Annotated in this window: 12 protein-coding genes; 5 read left to right on the forward strand and 7 right to left on the reverse strand. The window is 62.7% G+C overall.

Annotated elements, in window-relative coordinates; all coding sequences use genetic code 11:
• Positions 1-24 precede the first annotated feature (24 nt).
• Positions 25-1476, forward strand: coding sequence for a deoxyribodipyrimidine photo-lyase (locus tag JNK99_RS10095; RefSeq protein ID WP_291852250.1), 1452 nt, complete (start codon positions 25-27; stop codon positions 1474-1476).
• On the opposite strand, the gene JNK99_RS10100 is transcribed toward JNK99_RS10095, so the two are convergent.
• The 6 genes from JNK99_RS10100 to JNK99_RS10125 all read right to left on the reverse strand — a co-directional run bounded on the left by JNK99_RS10100 (position 1451) and on the right by JNK99_RS10125 (position 10710).
• On the reverse strand, positions 1451-6820 hold the full coding sequence (locus JNK99_RS10100; RefSeq protein WP_291852253.1) for an Hpt domain-containing protein: 5370 nt from the start codon (positions 6818-6820) through the stop codon (positions 1451-1453). The two genes, JNK99_RS10095 and JNK99_RS10100, sit on opposite strands and share 26 nt — an antisense overlap.
• Positions 6821-6848: 28 nt before the next feature.
• Positions 6849-9014 (reverse strand): methyl-accepting chemotaxis protein, encoded by a 2166-nt coding sequence (locus tag JNK99_RS10105; RefSeq protein ID WP_291852258.1) that lies wholly within the window; start codon positions 9012-9014, stop codon positions 6849-6851.
• 72 nt (positions 9015-9086) lie between these two features.
• Positions 9087-9596: a chemotaxis protein CheW gene (locus JNK99_RS10110; protein ID WP_291852261.1), complete on the reverse strand. Its 510-nt coding sequence runs from the start codon at positions 9594-9596 to the stop codon at positions 9087-9089.
• Positions 9597-9610: 14 nt separating this feature from the next.
• Positions 9611-9973, reverse strand: a complete 363-nt coding sequence (locus JNK99_RS10115; RefSeq protein ID WP_291852263.1) for a response regulator — start codon at positions 9971-9973, stop codon at positions 9611-9613.
• A gap of 45 nt (positions 9974-10018) precedes the next feature.
• Positions 10019-10381 carry a response regulator gene (locus JNK99_RS10120; protein WP_291852281.1) on the reverse strand — a complete coding sequence of 121 codons (363 nt, stop codon included), beginning with the start codon at positions 10379-10381 and terminating at the stop codon, positions 10019-10021.
• Positions 10382-10512: 131 nt separating this feature from the next.
• Positions 10513-10710 (reverse strand): rubredoxin, encoded by a 198-nt coding sequence (locus JNK99_RS10125; protein ID WP_291852265.1) that lies wholly within the window; start codon positions 10708-10710, stop codon positions 10513-10515.
• 107 nt (positions 10711-10817) lie between these two features.
• Here JNK99_RS10125 and JNK99_RS10130 point away from each other — a divergent pair, with 107 nt between their 5' ends.
• Genes JNK99_RS10130 through hemL form a run of 3 tightly spaced genes read left to right on the forward strand, consistent with a single transcriptional unit; the run spans position 10818 to position 13597 of the window.
• A complete protein-coding gene (locus JNK99_RS10130) occupies positions 10818-11681 on the forward strand; it encodes a hydroxymethylpyrimidine/phosphomethylpyrimidine kinase (protein WP_291852268.1) in 864 nt (287 codons plus the stop codon).
• Positions 11674-12330: a thiamine phosphate synthase gene (gene thiE, locus JNK99_RS10135; RefSeq protein ID WP_291852270.1), complete on the forward strand. Its 657-nt coding sequence runs from the start codon at positions 11674-11676 to the stop codon at positions 12328-12330. The genes JNK99_RS10130 and thiE overlap by 8 nt, the downstream gene beginning before the upstream one ends.
• Positions 12317-13597: a glutamate-1-semialdehyde 2,1-aminomutase gene (hemL, locus tag JNK99_RS10140; RefSeq protein WP_291852274.1), complete on the forward strand. Its 1281-nt coding sequence runs from the start codon at positions 12317-12319 to the stop codon at positions 13595-13597. Before thiE ends, hemL begins: the two co-directional genes overlap by 14 nt.
• Before the next feature lie 109 nt (positions 13598-13706).
• Here hemL and JNK99_RS10145 read toward each other — a convergent pair whose 3' ends face one another.
• Positions 13707-15095: a CorA family divalent cation transporter gene (locus JNK99_RS10145; protein ID WP_291852277.1), complete on the reverse strand. Its 1389-nt coding sequence runs from the start codon at positions 15093-15095 to the stop codon at positions 13707-13709.
• Between the two features lie 297 nt (positions 15096-15392).
• Between JNK99_RS10145 and JNK99_RS10150 the strand changes: the two genes are divergently transcribed.
• A partial coding sequence (locus JNK99_RS10150) for a KUP/HAK/KT family potassium transporter (protein ID WP_291852285.1) occupies positions 15393-16145 on the forward strand: 753 nt, incomplete at its 3' end.

The following is a 16145-nucleotide window of genomic DNA, read 5'->3' on the forward strand; positions in this document are numbered from 1 at the left end:
CGGCTGACACAAAGGTAATCGGCGATGGAGTCAATTCTGGTCTGGTTTCGGCGCGACCTGCGGGATTGCGACCAGACCGCGCTTTGCGAGGCGCTGCGGCGCGGACGGCGGGTCTACTGCACATTCATATTCGATCGGGAGATCATCGATCGGCTCGATCGAGCAGACGACCGGCGTCTCGAGTTCATCCGCGAATCGCTGGTCGAGCTGGACGTGGCGTTGCGCGCGCGTGGCGGTGCCTTGATCGTGCGTCATGGCTGGCCGCGCATCGAGATTCCCAGTCTGGCCAGGGCGCTTGGCGTATCGGCGGTGTTTGCCAACCGCGACTACGAGCCGCAGGCAAAGCAACGCGACGCCGCGGTCGAAGCGGCATTGAGGGTCGATGACATTGGCTTCGAATCGTTCAAGGATCAGGCGATGTTTGACGGAGAGGAAGTCCTGACGCAGACCGGACGCCCGTACACCGTGTTTACGCCCTACCGTAACAGCTGGCTGAAGCGACTGACCGAGGATGACTGGCTGCCGCATGCGGCAGGGCGCGGCAGCCTGGCAGCGGACGCGTTGGCGAGTGGCGTGCCGTCGCTGGCCGATCTCGGCTTTGCCCGAACCGACCTGCGCGCTTTGCGGATCGTGCCGGGCATGTCCGGTGGCCGACAGTTGCTGGACGACTTCATGGCACGTATCGGGCGCTACAAGCAGCAGCGCGATTTTCCGGCCGTCAGGGGCGTTTCGTATCTCTCCGTCCATCTGCGCTTCGGGACGGTCTCGATTCGTCATCTGGTGGCGCAGGCGGTCGCGGCGGGAGCCTTGCGCACTGAGGCCGAGGGGCCGGCCACCTGGCTTTCCGAGCTGATCTGGCGCGATTTCTACTTCATGATTCTCGACCGCTTTCCCCACGTCACGCAGCACGCATTCAGGCCGGAGTACGATACCATCGTCTGGGAGCAGGGACCAGCCGCCGAACAGTCTTTTGCTGCCTGGTGCGCAGGGCGTACCGGCTATCCGCTGGTCGATGCCGCAATGCGCCAGATCAATCAGAGCGGTTACATGCATAACCGGCTGCGCATGCTGGTGGCGTCCTTCCTGACCAAGGATCTGGGCATGGACTGGCGCTGGGGTGAGGCGTATTTTGCGCGCCAGCTCAACGACTTCGACCTCGCAGCCAACAACGGCGGGTGGCAATGGGCGGCATCGAGCGGTTGTGACGCACAGCCGTATTTCCGCATCTTCAACCCGCTGACACAGTCCGAACGTTTCGATCCGGCCGGCAAATTCATTCGCCGCTACCTGCCTGAGCTGGCCGGGGTGCCCGATCGGTTCATCCACGCGCCCTGGCGCATGAGTGCAGCCGAGCAGACGGCCTGCGGCGTCCGCATCGGTCTCGATACGCCGGCGCCCATGGTCGAACACGAGGCGGCAAGGCGCCAGACGCTGCAGCGTTACGCGGTGGTCAAGTCTGGTGGCGCAGCTCGCTGACGTGGCGCTTCACCAGTCGTAGCAGCTCGTCCTCCTGGTAGGGCTTGCCGAGATAGTGGTTGACACCCAGCTCGAGGGCGTACTGACGGTGCTTTTCGGCTGTTCGCGAGGTGATCATGATGATCGGCACGGATCCCAGTCGTTTGTCGGAACGGACGTTTCTGGTCAGTTCGAAGCCGTCCATGCGCGGCATTTCGATGTCGATCAACATGACGTCCGGTACGACCGCGACCAGTTGTTCGAGTGCGTCCACCCCATCCTTGGCGGTCATGACCTGGTAGCCTTCGCGGGCTAGCAGGCGACTGGTGATCTTGCGCACGGTCAGCGAGTCGTCGACGATGATGATGGTTGGCACGCTGGCAGTGCGGCTACCGTCGGTCAGCGGCTGCCGTATCGTCGGCACCGGCGAGACGGCCGCGGGTTGGCGATCGCGACTGGCCAGGGCAATCGGGTTGAGGATCAGCACGACCTGGCCGTTGCCCAGCACGGTCGCTCCGTCGATGCCAATCACTCGGGCCAGTTGTGCGCCGATGTTCTTGACCACGATTTCCTGGTTGCCGAGCAGTTCATCGACCTGCAGGGCGACCCGCTTGCTGCCACTGCGCAGCAGCAGGACCCAGTATTGAGTGTGTTTCTCGGGTAGCGCCTGTCCGTCGCCAAGCAGGTGGGGCAGGTAGTTGAAGGGATAGTGATTGCCGGTCCACACGGCCTCGCGGGCATCACGTATGCGCGCCAGCGCTTTCTCCTTGAGATCGAGCGCCTGCTCGATCATGGCTGACGGGATGGCATACTGGCGGTTGCCTGAACGGATCAGCAGGGCTTTGGTGACGGCCAGTGTCAGCGGCAGATAGAGTCGGAAGGTCGTTCCCTGACCGGGAAGGGAGACGACCTCGATGCGACCGCCGAGACTGGTGACCTCGCTTTTCAGTACATCCATTCCGATACCGCGCCCCGACAGCTGTGATACCTCATTGGCGGTCGAGATTCCCGGCGCAAAAATCAGCTCGACGACACGTTCCGGATTGCTTGCGTCATCCTTGTGCAACAGGCCGGACGACAGACCACGCTCGCGCAGGCGGTCGATGTCGAGTCCGGCGCCGTCATCGGAAAGGGAGAGAATGATCTCGTTGCCTTCCTGCTTCAGCGTTAGCGATATCTCGCCGATTTCCGGCTTGCCCATGGTCAGGCGATGTTGGGCGTCCTCCAGTCCGTGCGCAATGGCATTGCGCAGCATATGTTCGAGTGGTGCCACCATCTTGTCGAGAACACTTCTGTCGAGTTCGAGCTGGGCACCGCTGATCTCGAGGTTCGCCCGCCTGCCGATTTCCTTGCTGACCTGGCGGACGATACGATAGAGGCGATCGGCAATATTGCCGAAGGGCACCATGCGCACCGACATGAGTTCCTGCTGCACCTCGCGGTTGAGGCGTGCCTGAGCGATGATCGCAGCGTTGGCGTCGTCAAGGTTCTTGAGCAGGTTCTGCTGGACGGTTGCCACATCATTGACCGATTCGGCCATCATTCGCGTCAGTTCCTGGAAGCGGGTGAAACGGTCGAACTCGAGCGGGTCAAAGTCGGCGTGCTGCTCTCCGGCCTGTGCGGTACGCGACTGCATCTGCAGTTCGGCCTGGATTTCGATGTCGCGCAATTGCCGGCGCAGGCGGATGACGTTCTCGGTCAGGTCGAGCAGCGAAGCCTTGATGCCACGCATCTCGCCCTCGATCCGCGAACGAGCGATCGACAACTCGCCGGCCTCATTGACCAGCCGGTCGATCAGGTCGGCACGCACGCGCAGGCTGGCCCGCTGGCTGCTGTCGGCATCCGCCTCGGGCACTTCCGGATAAGCTGTGCCGGGAACATTCTCGCCGGCCGCCGGAAGAGTTCCGGCCAGCGTTTCGGCAAGCAGTTCGGAAGCGGTGGCGTCCGATACTTCAATCGGCGCATCCCCGGTTTCGCCGCGCTGCAGTCGCTCGATCACCTGCACAATGACGTCGAACGCGCTGTCGATGTCGTCGATCAGTTCGGGTGGCGCTGCTCCTGCCCCCTGCGCTTCCTGCATGCGACTTTCGATCGCGTGGGTCAGGTCGCCCAGATTCATCGCTCCGGCCATCCGTGCACTGCCCTTGAGCGTGTGGAACAGACGTGCCAGTCGGCGCACCGGTTCGGGATCGGCGGGATTGCTGCGCCAGGCGTGCAGTTGTGCGGCGATGCTCTGGTTGAGGTCGAGTGCTTCCTCGATGAACAGCGGCAGCAGTTGCTCATCGAGTTCGTCCTGCAGCGCTGGTATGGCCGGTGGCGCCACCGGTTCGCTGGTCGATTCACTTGCCCGCCTGCCTCCGGCCAACGCTTCGGGCATGGCGGGTGCCGCTTCCTCCTCAGCGGCGGCTGCTTCGGCAAGCTGAGCCAGCTCCTCGACGGCCAGTTCCGGGTACAGGCTATCGAGCGCCTCGAGCAGGCTGGGGAGCGGCTCAGGTTCGTGCTCGCGCACGATATCGGCGAGCATCAGGTTGAGCTCGGCGATGGCCTGCCTTACGGTCTCGAAGGCTTCCAGGCTGTCGCGCTGGGCAGCCTGGTTGCGCCGCAGCAAAGCCCGTTCGAGCGCATGTCCCAGGTGGTTGACCGCGTCGATGCCGACCGTTCCGGCGATGCCGGCCAGCGTGTGCGCGGCGCGGTACATCTCGTGCGTTGTCGGAGCCGTCAGATCGGCCTCGAGCCGCGCGAACTCGCGCTGCAGGGTGGCCAGATGGCCTTCCGCCTCATCCCGGAAGATACCGGCCAGGGCCGGCGCGATCGACAGCCGTGAGCGAGCGACGACTTCCGCCATCTGGGCGATGGAGGTAATCGTCGGTGCGAGGTCAGGAGAGGGTGATGCGGTTGTCGCGGTGGCTGGTTCGCCGGTGAGACCGGTCGATGGTCGCTCGCTTGCAGCTTGGCCGTTTTCCCTCAGGAGAGTGGCCAGGGTGATCAGGCGAGTCACGTCAGGGAGCTGGCCGACTCCCGTCTTGAGCTGTTGGAGCCAAGTGAAAAACGCCGCGTAGGCTTGGCCGAGCAGGTCGAGGAGGCTGGGGGTGGCGGCCTGCTCCTGTCTCAGCCAGAGGTTGAGTACCTGTTCGACGGACCACGCCGCTTCCCCGAAATCCTTGAGGCCGACCATGCGGCCGCTTCCCTTGAGGGTGTGTATCGAACGCCTTAGCCCGGTCAATACCTCGATGTCGTGTGGCCGTTGCTCGATCAGGCGGAGGTTCTGATCAATGCTGGCCAGGACCTCGTCGGCTTCTTCGAGGAAGATTTCCAGCAGTTCGGCATCGACTTCTTCGGCCGTGGCCTGCGAGAGCTGGAGGGTCTCTGCCGAGGGCGGTGGGGTGACTGGCGCCTCCGGCTTGAGGGTGGCCATGGCGAGGTCGATTTGGCGGGCCGCATCGCCCCCCGCCGCCAAGGCAGAAAGCATCTGCTTGGTCTGCTGGCCAAGTTCCTTGTCGGCGACCAGATCGGCATCCTTCTGCAGTGCTGCCAGGTTCTGCTGCACCTCCTGTCGCAGGTCACTGTCGCTTGGCTGTTCCTTGAGCGCCACCAGCAAGGCATGAGTTTCGCGCTTCTGCTGTTCGACTTCCTGTTCGACCGAAGCCGCCGCATCGGGAACGACGACAGGGGCAGCGTCCGCCTTCATTCGGCTGACAAAGTTGTCGAAGTCGCTGGCCCCCGTCTGTATCGCGTCGACGAAAAAGCCGACCAGCGACAATTGCTCGGCGACTCCCTCGAAGTCTGCCTGGCTCGGCACATAGTCCGGGTTCGAGAAGCGCTCGATATCTTTTGCGCACTGGCGCAGAACCCTTACCGCACCATCATGGCGCATCATCGACAGTGCACCGATCACCTGTCGCAGAGGCGAATCCAGGGCAGCCAGATCGGCGCCTCTTTCGGCATCGCGGAAGAATGCATCGAGCATTTGCTCGATCTGGGCGAGGTTGCTCTTGATTTCTCTGGCGACCTGGCCAACGAGCATCTTCTCCTGCGCTTGGCGGGAAATCTCGTCGAGCGAAGGCAGTTCCGACCCGGGTCGCAATGGAGTGCCGGCAATGCAGTCATGAATCCGGGCGACCATCACGTCGACCTGATGCGTAAAGCTGCTGCCCAGATACTGGATGTTTTCCTGTGCAGTCTGTGCGAGCAGGATGGCTGTCGCGTTCTCCATGGCCAGGGGCTCGCTGTGGCGAGCTGGTGTCTGTCCCAGGAAACTGGCTACCTCGGCGATGGCTTGTACCAGACGGCAAAAGTCCGGATGACCCAGTTCTTGCGCGATGGTCGATAGCGTGGCGGCATTGGCGCGGAAGGTCGGCAAGGCCTGCATGGTACCGGCGCAGAACTTGTTCCAGGCTTCTTCGGTGGCCGTGATCGCCTCACGCAAGCGGCGTCGCACCGAATCCAGAGCAATCGGGACGCCGCTTACCGAGCCGGGCAGCAAGGTCGACAGCTGATAGGCTTCCTTGACCTTGCGTACCGCCCGATGGTTGCTGCTGGCAATGCCGACCAGATAAAGCGCGTCACGCATCAGGCGTTCGGCAACGTTGCTCGAACCTTCCAGGAGGCGTCGGCTTTGCAGATCGATGCGGCTGCACAGCTGTCTGGCAGCAGCGTCCGGCGGCAGTGCGCCTTCGCCCAGGGCGGTGAGGAAGGCAGTCGCAACCCACCAGAAGGCACGCGCCGATGGCATTTCCTGGATCGCCTCGATACGCTTGACGGCGGCGAGCATCTCGGCAGCGCCGGCACCCGCGGTGGGCGAGCGCAACCAGGCCAGGAGGCCTCGCTGGAAGTGGGCTCGCTGCTGACGCAGGCGATGTTCGAACTCATTGCGGCCCAGCTTTACCGCCGGCCCACTGCGCTGCGGTGGTCGCATGCGCAGGTCGGGGAAGAACAGGTCGCTCGCCTGGACGTGTTCTCTTCCGCGCGCCGACTGCACCTCGCGATAAAGCGACAACAGGCGCATTGGCTGGTTCGGTTGGCCGCTGATCAGATCGTCAAGATAATGACGCAGGGCTGCCAGAGCTCGCTGGATCAGGTCGACAGTCGAAGGATCGGCCGGCAGTTCCTGTTTTTCCATGCCTTCGAGCAGGAACTCGAGTGCCTCGGCTACCTGGGTGACGCCATCGAGACCGACGATGGTCAACGCGCCCTGTACCTGGTGCAAGTGGGTTCGGCAAAACCTGATCTGTGTGCGATCGGCATGGTCGTCGGTGGCGCCGGCAGCAAAGTCCTGCAGTGCCTTGTCCGCCCGTTCGAGCGCGAGGTCGATTTCGCTCTTGACCCACGTCAGCGGGCCGATGTCGAAGTCCGTCGGGGCATTCATCGGGAACAGTCTCTTTCCAATCCGGCTTTCAGGAAACCTTGAAGCCGGCTACCGAACCCTTCAGCTCGGTGGCCAGTCCGGCCAGTTCGCCGATTGCCGTGGCGGTTTTCTGTGTACCGGCGGTGGTCTGCCCGGTCACCTGCAATATCTCCTGCATCCGGCGGGCGACCTTGGTCGCGGAATCCGCGGCCTGACGGGTGGCTGCCGAGATGTTCTCGATCAGTGCGGTCAGCGTTCGTGTGACCTCGCCAATCTCCGCCAGCGTCTGGCCGGCTGCATCAGAGAGTCTGGCCCCCTCGACGACGCCGCGGGTTGACTCCTCCATTGCCGAAACAGTGTCCTGGGTGTCGGTCTGGATGGTCCTGACGATCGCGCCGATCTGCTTGGTTGCTTCACCGGAGCGTTCGGCGAGTCGCTGTACTTCTTCCGCCACCACCGTGAAGCCGCGTCCAGCTTCACCGGCAGAAGCGGCCTGGATCGCGGCGTTGAGCGCCAGCACGTTGGTCTGCTCCGTGATGTCCGAGATCAGTTCGACGATTTCACCGATCTCCTGTGAGGACTCGCCGAGACGTTTGATGCGTTTCGAGGTTTCCTGGATCTGCTCGCGAATGCGGTTCATGCCGGTGATCGAATCCTCGACGGCCTGGGCGCCCTTGCCGGCAGCCGCCAACGACTGGCGTGCCACTTTCGCCGACTGCCTGGCGTCGCTCGACACGCTGGTCATCGACGAGGCCATGGCCAGCACCGACTGGCCAGCCACCTTGATCTCGGCGGCCTGTCGTTCGGCGGCCGCAAGCAGTTCGGTCGAGGTTTGCTGCGCCATTTCCGTCGCCTGCGTCACCCGTCCGGCAGCATCGTTGATGCGACCGACCAGGACGCGTAGTTCTTCGATGGTGTAGTTGATCGAGTCGGCGATGGCGCCGGTGATATCCTCGGACACGGTTGCCGTCACCGTCAGGTCGCCGTCGGCAAGATCGCCAAGCTCGTTCATCAAGCGCAGGATGGCGTCCTGGTTCTGGCGATTGACCGCTTCGGTCTCACGTCGGCCCTGTTCGGCCTGCTCGGCCTGACGCCGGCTTTCGGTCAGGTAGGTTCTGGCCAACATGATGCCCAGCGCGACCGCCAGAGCAATCAGCAACAGAACCACGATGCCATAGGCGGTACGATTCAGACGGTTGTCCTGATAGCTCTGGGCCAGTTGGTCGGTTACCTGAAGCAGCTCTTCGCTGTCGCGAAAGATCTGGGAACCTGCCTGCTTGGCAATGATCAGTCGCTGCATGTTGCCCAGAATGCCGCCGACGGCTGCCCGATAATCGCCGAAAGTGCTGTCCAGTTCGGCCAGCTTGTGTTTTGCCTCGGGGTCCGTGGTCGCCGCGATACGCATCGATTCGCTGCCCTTGGTCAGCGCCTGCACCGTATCGCGAAAGGTATTGGTGTCCTTGCCGAGAAGGAAGGCGATTTCGGGGTCAATTGCATCCCCCAGCAGCAACGCATTGGCGTTCTTGGCAATCCGTTGCGTCAGCATCACCAGCAGATTGGCCGCGGCAATGTCCCGCACGCTGGCACTGCTTTGCAGCTTGAGCGCCGCCAGCTGCTCCGACAAGTCCAGGAGTTGTGGATTCCGCTCGTTGATCGAGGCGACGTCCTTACCGAGGGAAATCAGATTCTTCTCCATTTCCAGGAGGCGGGTCGCGTTCTTGTCGGTCTTGTCCCAGACCTGGGTCAGTGCCTGCAGTTGTGGCTGGACGCTGCCTGGCGAGGGGGGGACCCGGCCGGCGGCCAGTTCCCCGCCGTTGGTCAGCTTTTCAATATTGTCGGCGAAGCTGTCCCTGGATTCCCGTAGCTGCTTGAAGGCGATCGGTTCGCCAAGCAGGGCCAGGCTCGAGGCCTTGGCCAGTCGTTGCGACAGCATCCGCATGTCGCCGGCGGTGGCGATGTAAGCCGTATGGAAGGTCGCCTGCCGGTTGTCGCGATAGACGACCACGGCGATCACCAGCATCACCAGCACCAGGCAGCCGCCCAGCAGTTGCAAGCGTTTGGCAACCGGCAGCTGGCGCAGCATGGCGGGCGAAAACGGGAACGCCGCCTTTTTCGCCGGAGCGTCCGTATCCATCACCGTGCGACTGGTGAGCGTCTCACCTGCAGGGTCCGTGATGCGGGACAGGAAAGCCGGTAGCTTGAGTCTGAACGTCATCTTCCTTCTCCGGTTACACTTCCTCGACGGTGAGAATCATGGTCGTCGAGGTCTGCTTGATGCACGCGCGGCTCAAGCGGCGATGTCCATGAACGCCTCGTCGGCCAGCAGTTCCCGCACTCTGAGCTTGTTCCAGCGCCGCCCTTCGTTGTCCGAATAGGTTTCTGCGGCCCAGGCCGGTGCGTCAGAGGCTGCGGGTTCAGGCGTCAAGGCGTCGACATTACGCAAGCCAATCATGCGGTTCACCAGCAGGGCGGCATTGCTGCCATGCCGGCTGCCCACCAGAAGGAGCCGGGAACTGCTGTTGCGAGGCGTCGCTTCCTTGCCGACAAAGGCCGACAGATCAACCACCGAGTACAGATTGCCGCGGATGTTGGCGATCCCTGCGAACCAGGCTTTGGTCAAGGGAACCGTGGTCAGGGGGGTGAGGGTAACGATCTCACCCGAGTCAGCCAGATCGAGCAGCCAGTATTGCGATCCGGCCTGAACACCAAGCAATCCGGCCGGCGTCTGATTGCTCGTGCCGGCCAGGCGTGCTGCGAGATAGGACTGAAATTCGTGCAGACTGATCTTCTTGGTCATGCCCGGGCCATCGTTCAGAGAGCTGCAATCTTGGCCAGCAACTCCTGACCATTTACTGGTTTGACCAGATAATCCTGTGCCCCCTGGCGCAAGCCCCAGATCTTGTCGGTTTCCTGGCCCTTGGTGGTGCACACGATTACCGGGATGTTTCTCGTCGCCGGATCACGGGTCAGGGTACGGGTTGCCTGGTAGCCGTTGAGGCCGGGCATTACCACGTCCATCAGGACAAGATCCGGCAACTCGTTGCGCGCCTTGGCAATTCCTTCCTCACCGTTTTCTGCGGTAATCACCTGATAGCCGTTACTGCTCAGCAGTTCTCTCAGGACATGCCGTTCCGTCGGCGAATCGTCAACGACGAGGATCTTCTTGATGGTCATGGGCTCTCAGCCTCCCCGGTTGCCCTGCAACAAGCTCTGTCATTCTCAGGTCGCTGGCGGTGGTGCAAAAGCCGCAACCGTCTGCAACAGACTGTCCTTCGTAAATGGTTTGGTCAAGTAATGGTCGGAGCCGACCATGCGGCCACGCGCGCGGTCGAACAGGCCATCCCGTGATGACAGCATGATCACCGGCGTCGAGCGAAAACGCTGGTTTTTCTTGATCAGGGCACAGGTCTGGTAGCCGTCAAGGCGTGGCATCACGATGTCGCAAAAAATGACTTCCGGTTGATGATCGGCAACTTTGGCCAGCGCGTCGAAACCGTCCTCGGCGAGCAGCACCTGACATCCGGCCTGTACGAGAAAGATCTCTGCGCTGCGCCGTATCGTGTTGCTGTCGTCGATGACCATGACCTTGACGCCGCGTAACCTTGCAGCTTCAGTCACCTTTCTCCTCCAGAGTGTTCCCGGTCGCGATCGAAACCTTCGGAAGTCCCGGTTTCATTATCATGTTCTGCTGTCAGCACTATACCGCATTGTCTTCAGATTTCGACCATTTCGAAATCTTCCTTGCGTGCTCCGCATTCCGGACAGGTCCAGTTGATCGGCAGATCCGTCCAGCGTGTACCGGGGGCGACGCCGTCGTCCGGCAGTCCCTTGGTCTCGTCATAAATGAAGCCACAGGTCAGACACATCCAGGTGCGATAGGGCTCGTCATTCGGCATATTTAGGGTGGTCATCGGTTTTCGGGTAGAATTCTCGGGAAAACGCAAGGATTCTAGCCAAACCCGCTGCCTGATGCCAAGGGTTTGTCGAAGGCAGCCCGTCCTGACGCCATCGTGTTCTCATGAAGCCACGCTCAAGCCAACTGTCGCCCCCCATCGTACTTACTTTTGCCGCCAGCGATCCCTCGGGTGGTGCCGGGATGCAGGCCGACCTGATGACCATTTCGTCGATCGGCTGCCACCCCCTGTCGGTGACCACGGCGCTCACTGTACAGGATACCGTCGGCGTCGACAGCGTGCTGGCGGTCGATGCCGATTGCGTCGAGGATCAGGCGCGCACGCTGCTCGAAGACATGCCGGTCTCGGCATTCAAGGTCGGTCTGCTGGGCAGCCTCGAAAACATCGCGGTGATTGCCGGGATCGTCGCCGATTATCCTGCCGTGCCACTGGTGCTTGATCCGGTACTGGCCTCCGGACGAGGTGATGAACTGGCAGATGAGGAGATGATCACCGGCCTGCGCGAATTGCTGATGCCCTTGACCACCATCCTGACACCGAATTCTCTCGAAGCGCGACGCCTGGTCGATGGCAACCGCGATGGAACCGACGACGAGACTGATCCGCTGTCGCCGACCCTGGTCGAATGCGCGCAGAGCCTGCTCGATCTGGGTTGCGAGTACGTCCTGTTGACCGGGACTCACGACAATACGGTGCGTGTCATCAATAATCTTTATCGAAAAGGGCTTGGTCTGGTGCGCAGCGATGCGTGGGATCGTCTGCCGGACAGTTATCATGGGTCCGGCTGTACGCTGGCTTCGGCGATTGCCGCCAATCTTGCTCACGGTCTGTCGATGGACGAAGCGGTCGGGGCGGCGCAGGAGTACACATGGCAGGCGCTGGTCGCCGGGTTTCGGCCGGGCATGGGACAGTTCCTTCCCGATCGCTTTTTCCGCATCCGCGCGCGGCGTGGCGGTTTTGATGACTGAAGCGCTGCGGCCGCGACTGCGCGGTCTCTATGCGATTACCCCGGATGGCTTGACCGACGAGAAAAGCCAGCTTGTCCGAGTCGAGGCGGCCTTGCGGGGTGGGGCAACGCTCCTCCAGTATCGCGACAAGAAGGCGCCTGCCGACCGGCGGGCGGCCACGGCGCGTGCCCTGCACGGTCTTTGCCGACGGTATGGCGCCCGCCTGCTGATCAATGACGACCTCATCCTGGCTCTGGCGATCGAAGCCGATGGCGTCCATCTCGGCGTGACCGATGGCAATCTGCTGGCCGCCCGGCAAGCCTTGCCGCCTGGCTGCCTGGTCGGCGTCTCCTGTTATGCCGATTTCGCCCGCGCTCGTGCGGCGGCTGCGGCGGGGGCTGATTATGTTGCTTTTGGCGCGGTTTATCCTTCGTTGACCAAACCGTTGGCACCGCCCGCTCCGCTGTCGCTGTTTTCGCTGTGCCGTGCCGAACTGGGCGTGCCGAGTTGTGCCATTGGCGGTATCACCGCAGACAATGCGGCACCCCTGCTGGCGGCCGGGGCCGATCTGCTGGCGGTGATCAGCGACCTGTTCGACGCGCCCGATGTGGCGGCACGCGCGGCGGCCTATCAACTCCGCTTCAAGGAAGAAAACCGTGATGTCCCGTAGCCAACAACTTTTTGAACGTGCCCAGCAGTACATTCCCGGCGGCGTCAACTCGCCGGTACGGGCGTTTCGGTCGGTCGGCGGCACGCCGCGCTTTTTCGCTGTGGGCACCGGCGCACGGGTCACCGATGCCGACGGCCGGAGCTACCTCGATTACGTGGGCTCCTGGGGGCCGCTGATTCTCGGGCACGCCCATCCGGCGGTGATCGCTGCCGTTCAACAGGCGGCTGCCAATGGCCTGTCCTTCGGCGCGCCAACCGAGAGCGAGGTCGAGATGGCTGAGCTGCTGTGCAGCCTGTTGCCCTCGCTGGAAATGGTGCGGCTGGTCAGTTCGGGAACCGAGGCGACGATGAGTGCCATCCGTCTGGCACGCGGTTTTACCGGACGTGATCTGCTGATCAAGTTCGAAGGCTGCTATCACGGTCATTCGGACAGCCTTCTGGTCAAGGCCGGCTCGGGCCTGCTGACCCTCGGCAATCCGAGTTCGGGGGGTGTGCCGGCCGATGTGGCTCGCCATACGCTGGTGCTCGACTACAACGACAGCGGGCAGCTCGAGGCCGCTTTCGCCGAGCATGGGGCGGCCATTGCTGCGGTGATCGTCGAAGCGGTCGCCGGCAACATGAACCTGATCGCGCCACGGTCCGGCTTCCTGCAGACCATGCGCGAACTGTGCAGCCGTCACGGAGCAGTGTTGATTTTCGACGAGGTGATGACCGGTTTCCGGGTCGGCCCGCGCGGCGCACAGGGACTCTACGACATGACGCCGGATCTGACCACTCTCGGCAAGGTGATTGGCGGTGGCATGCCGGTGGGCGCGTTTGGCGGCCGGCGCGAGATCATGGCCAGCATCGCGCCGCTCGGCCCGGTGTATCAGGCCGGTACGCTGTCCGGCAACCCGGTGGCAGTGGCTGCCGGTCTGGCGACACTCAAGCTGCTGCAGGCGGACGGCTTTTACGATGCGCTGGCGCAGGGCGCGCGCAGTCTCACCGAAGGGCTGGTGGCCGTGGCCAGAAAACACGGTGTCCCGTTCTCGGCACAGTCGATCGGCGGGATGTTCGGACTCTACTTCCGTGCGCAGTGCCCACAGACCTACGCCGAGGTGATGGAGTCCGATCAGCCGGCGTTCAGGCGCTTCTTCCACGCCATGCTCGACACCGGACACTATTTCGCTCCCTCGGCTTTTGAAGCCGGCTTCGTGTCGGCCGCCCACAGTACGGCCGATATCGCAGCCACCGTCGCTGCCGCAGACGCCGTTTTCAGCAACTGGTGAAGAGCGTCCCGGCTGCCGGCGTGGCGCCGAAGACCACCCCGGGCGGCCAGTGAAATGAAGCCCCGGGCGGAGGGCGGCGCTTCATCGCGCAAGCAAGCCCGGCAGGGATCTAGTCGGTCCGGCGGTTTGCGGCGTGACTGCTGCGTGCCCGGCGCCGCTCGAAGTGGCGCAGGCCGAGATAGGTCAATCCGCCAACGGCGACCATGGCACAAGCAAAACTCGAGTAGGCAATCGGCCAGGGAATCCCTTCGGTCATCATCGAGAATTCGGACATGCCGCCCATGCCGGCCAGCACGTTGATCGGCATGAAAATGACGCTCAGGATGGTCAGCCGCTTGATGTCCTTGTTCTGGTTGATGTTGATCGCGCTGTCGGTGGCATCCATCAGGAAGTTGATCTTGTTGAACAGAAACGCGGTATGGCCGTCGAGCGATTCGATGTCGCGCAGGATCTCGCGCACGTCGTTGTGTTGCGCCTCGGAGAGGAACTTGCCGCGCAGCAGGAAGGACAATGCCCGCCGCGTGTCAAGTACGCTGCGGCGTGTGCGTCCATTGAGATCCTCGGCCTCGGAGATCGCCAACAGGATTTTCGACGCCTCCTGGTCGCTGGTGTGCGAGCGCAGCACCTGCCTGCCAACCTTTTCCAGTTCGGCGTAAACGTCCTCGAGAGCGTTGGCCGAGTACTCGACGTCGGCTGCGTAGAGGTCGAGCAGCACGTCGGTACCGTTGCTGACGTAGCCTGGCCGGGTACGCGCGCGGGCCCTTTGCAGGCGGAATACCGGCAGCTCCTCGCTGCGCACAGTGAACAGGACGTCGTACTGGAGGATGAGGGCGACCGGAACGTTACGTGATTCCTCCCGGGTGTCGAGCAGGAAGTCGGAGTGCAGGTGGGTGTGCCCTTCTTCGTCCACATAGAAGCGGGCGCTCGCTTCCAGGTCGGTGAGATTGCCCGGGTCGGGCAGGTCCACGTCAAACCGTTCGCCAATCCAGCCACGGACTTTCTTGGTTGGCGCTACGAGATCCACCCAGATCGGCTGCACGTCCCGCAAATCGTCCGGGCCGGTAACCGCGATCTGGCGCAGTCGGCCATCACGCAGCTCAAAGGCGGTGATCGCCATCTTCTCGTTGCGGTAGTGACTGTCGTCGATCAACTCTTCGAGGACTTCGTCCGGCAGCAGGGCGAGAATCGGGTCGGCACCCTCCTTGACTTCCTCCCAGACGACCAGACGTTCGTGGGGATCGAGTGATTCAAGAATGTAGGCGACCTCGCGCGGTGGCATCAGCTTGAGTTTCTGGCGGAGCTCCCGGCGGTACTGTTGCTGAATTTCGACGCTTGCTTCATCCAGGGTGGGTGTTCCCTGTTCGCGTACCAAGGGCGCTACCAGCTCTTCCACTCGTTTCTGTAGGGAGAGCAGTGACCGAACCTCGCTCAGGTGGACCTCGGCGATGCCCTTCTGCAGCATTTCCGGGGTGATCGGCTTGTTGTTCTCTTCGCTCACGTTATTAGCCCCCTGATCCTGGGATGAATCAACGAAGCGCCGGATTGTACTCCGCGATATCGGCCGCGCCGATGGTCTTGAAACATTTTGGCGCATATTTCTTGGAGTGGAGGCAAGGGCGGCTGGGGTTCGATGGGGTCCGCCCGTGAGACTCTTCTGTGAGAAGATGGCCGCCTGCGCGGCTGTCGGTCCGGCACGCAGGCGGGCGATGGCAGGCGACATTCCGGAGGGGCAGTGAGCGCAGAGAACGAGCCGCACGGCGAGCACCCAAGTCTGGCCGCGACCGCACTGGCCGCGATGGGGGTCGTTTTTGGCGATATCGGCACCAGTCCCCTTTACACCATGAAGGAGGTCTTCGGCGGCCACCATCCACTGGCGGTCACCGCGGACAACGTGCTCGGCATTCTCTCGCTGGTTTTCTGGGCGTTGACCATCACCGTGTCGTTGAAGTACGTGCTCTTCATCATGCGTGCCGACAACAAGGGTGAGGGCGGCATCATGGCGCTCACCGCGCTGGCGTTGCGCACGGCGAATGCCTCGCCGCGTGTGCTGTGGCTGGTTTCGGTTCTGGGGATCTTCGGTGCGGCACTGTTCTATGGCGATGCGGTGATCACGCCGGCGATGTCGGTTCTCGCGGCGGTCGAAGGACTCGAAGTCGCGGCGCCTCTGCTCGGCCTCTACATCTTGCCACTCACAGTCGTCATCCTGGTTCTCCTGTTTGCCTTTCAGCGGCACGGCACGGCTGCCGTGGGCGCGCTGTTCGGACCGGTAATGATGTTCTGGTTCGCCACCCTTGGCGCGCTCGGCCTGTGGAACGTGATCAAGTACCCGGCCGTGCTGGCAGCGATCAATCCGTGGTACGCCGTGTCCTTTGCCATGCAGCATCCAGGCATGGTCTTCCTGGCGCTGGGTTCGGTGGTTCTGGCGATCACCGGCGGTGAAGCGCTCTACGCCGACATGGGGCACTTCGGCCGGCGGGCGATCAAGTGGGCCTGGTTCGGCTTCGTCTTCCCGCTGCTCTATCTCAATTACCTCGGGCAGGGGGCGCTG

Source organism: Accumulibacter sp., assembly GCF_016789985.1.
GTDB lineage: Bacteria > Pseudomonadota > Gammaproteobacteria > Burkholderiales > Rhodocyclaceae > Accumulibacter.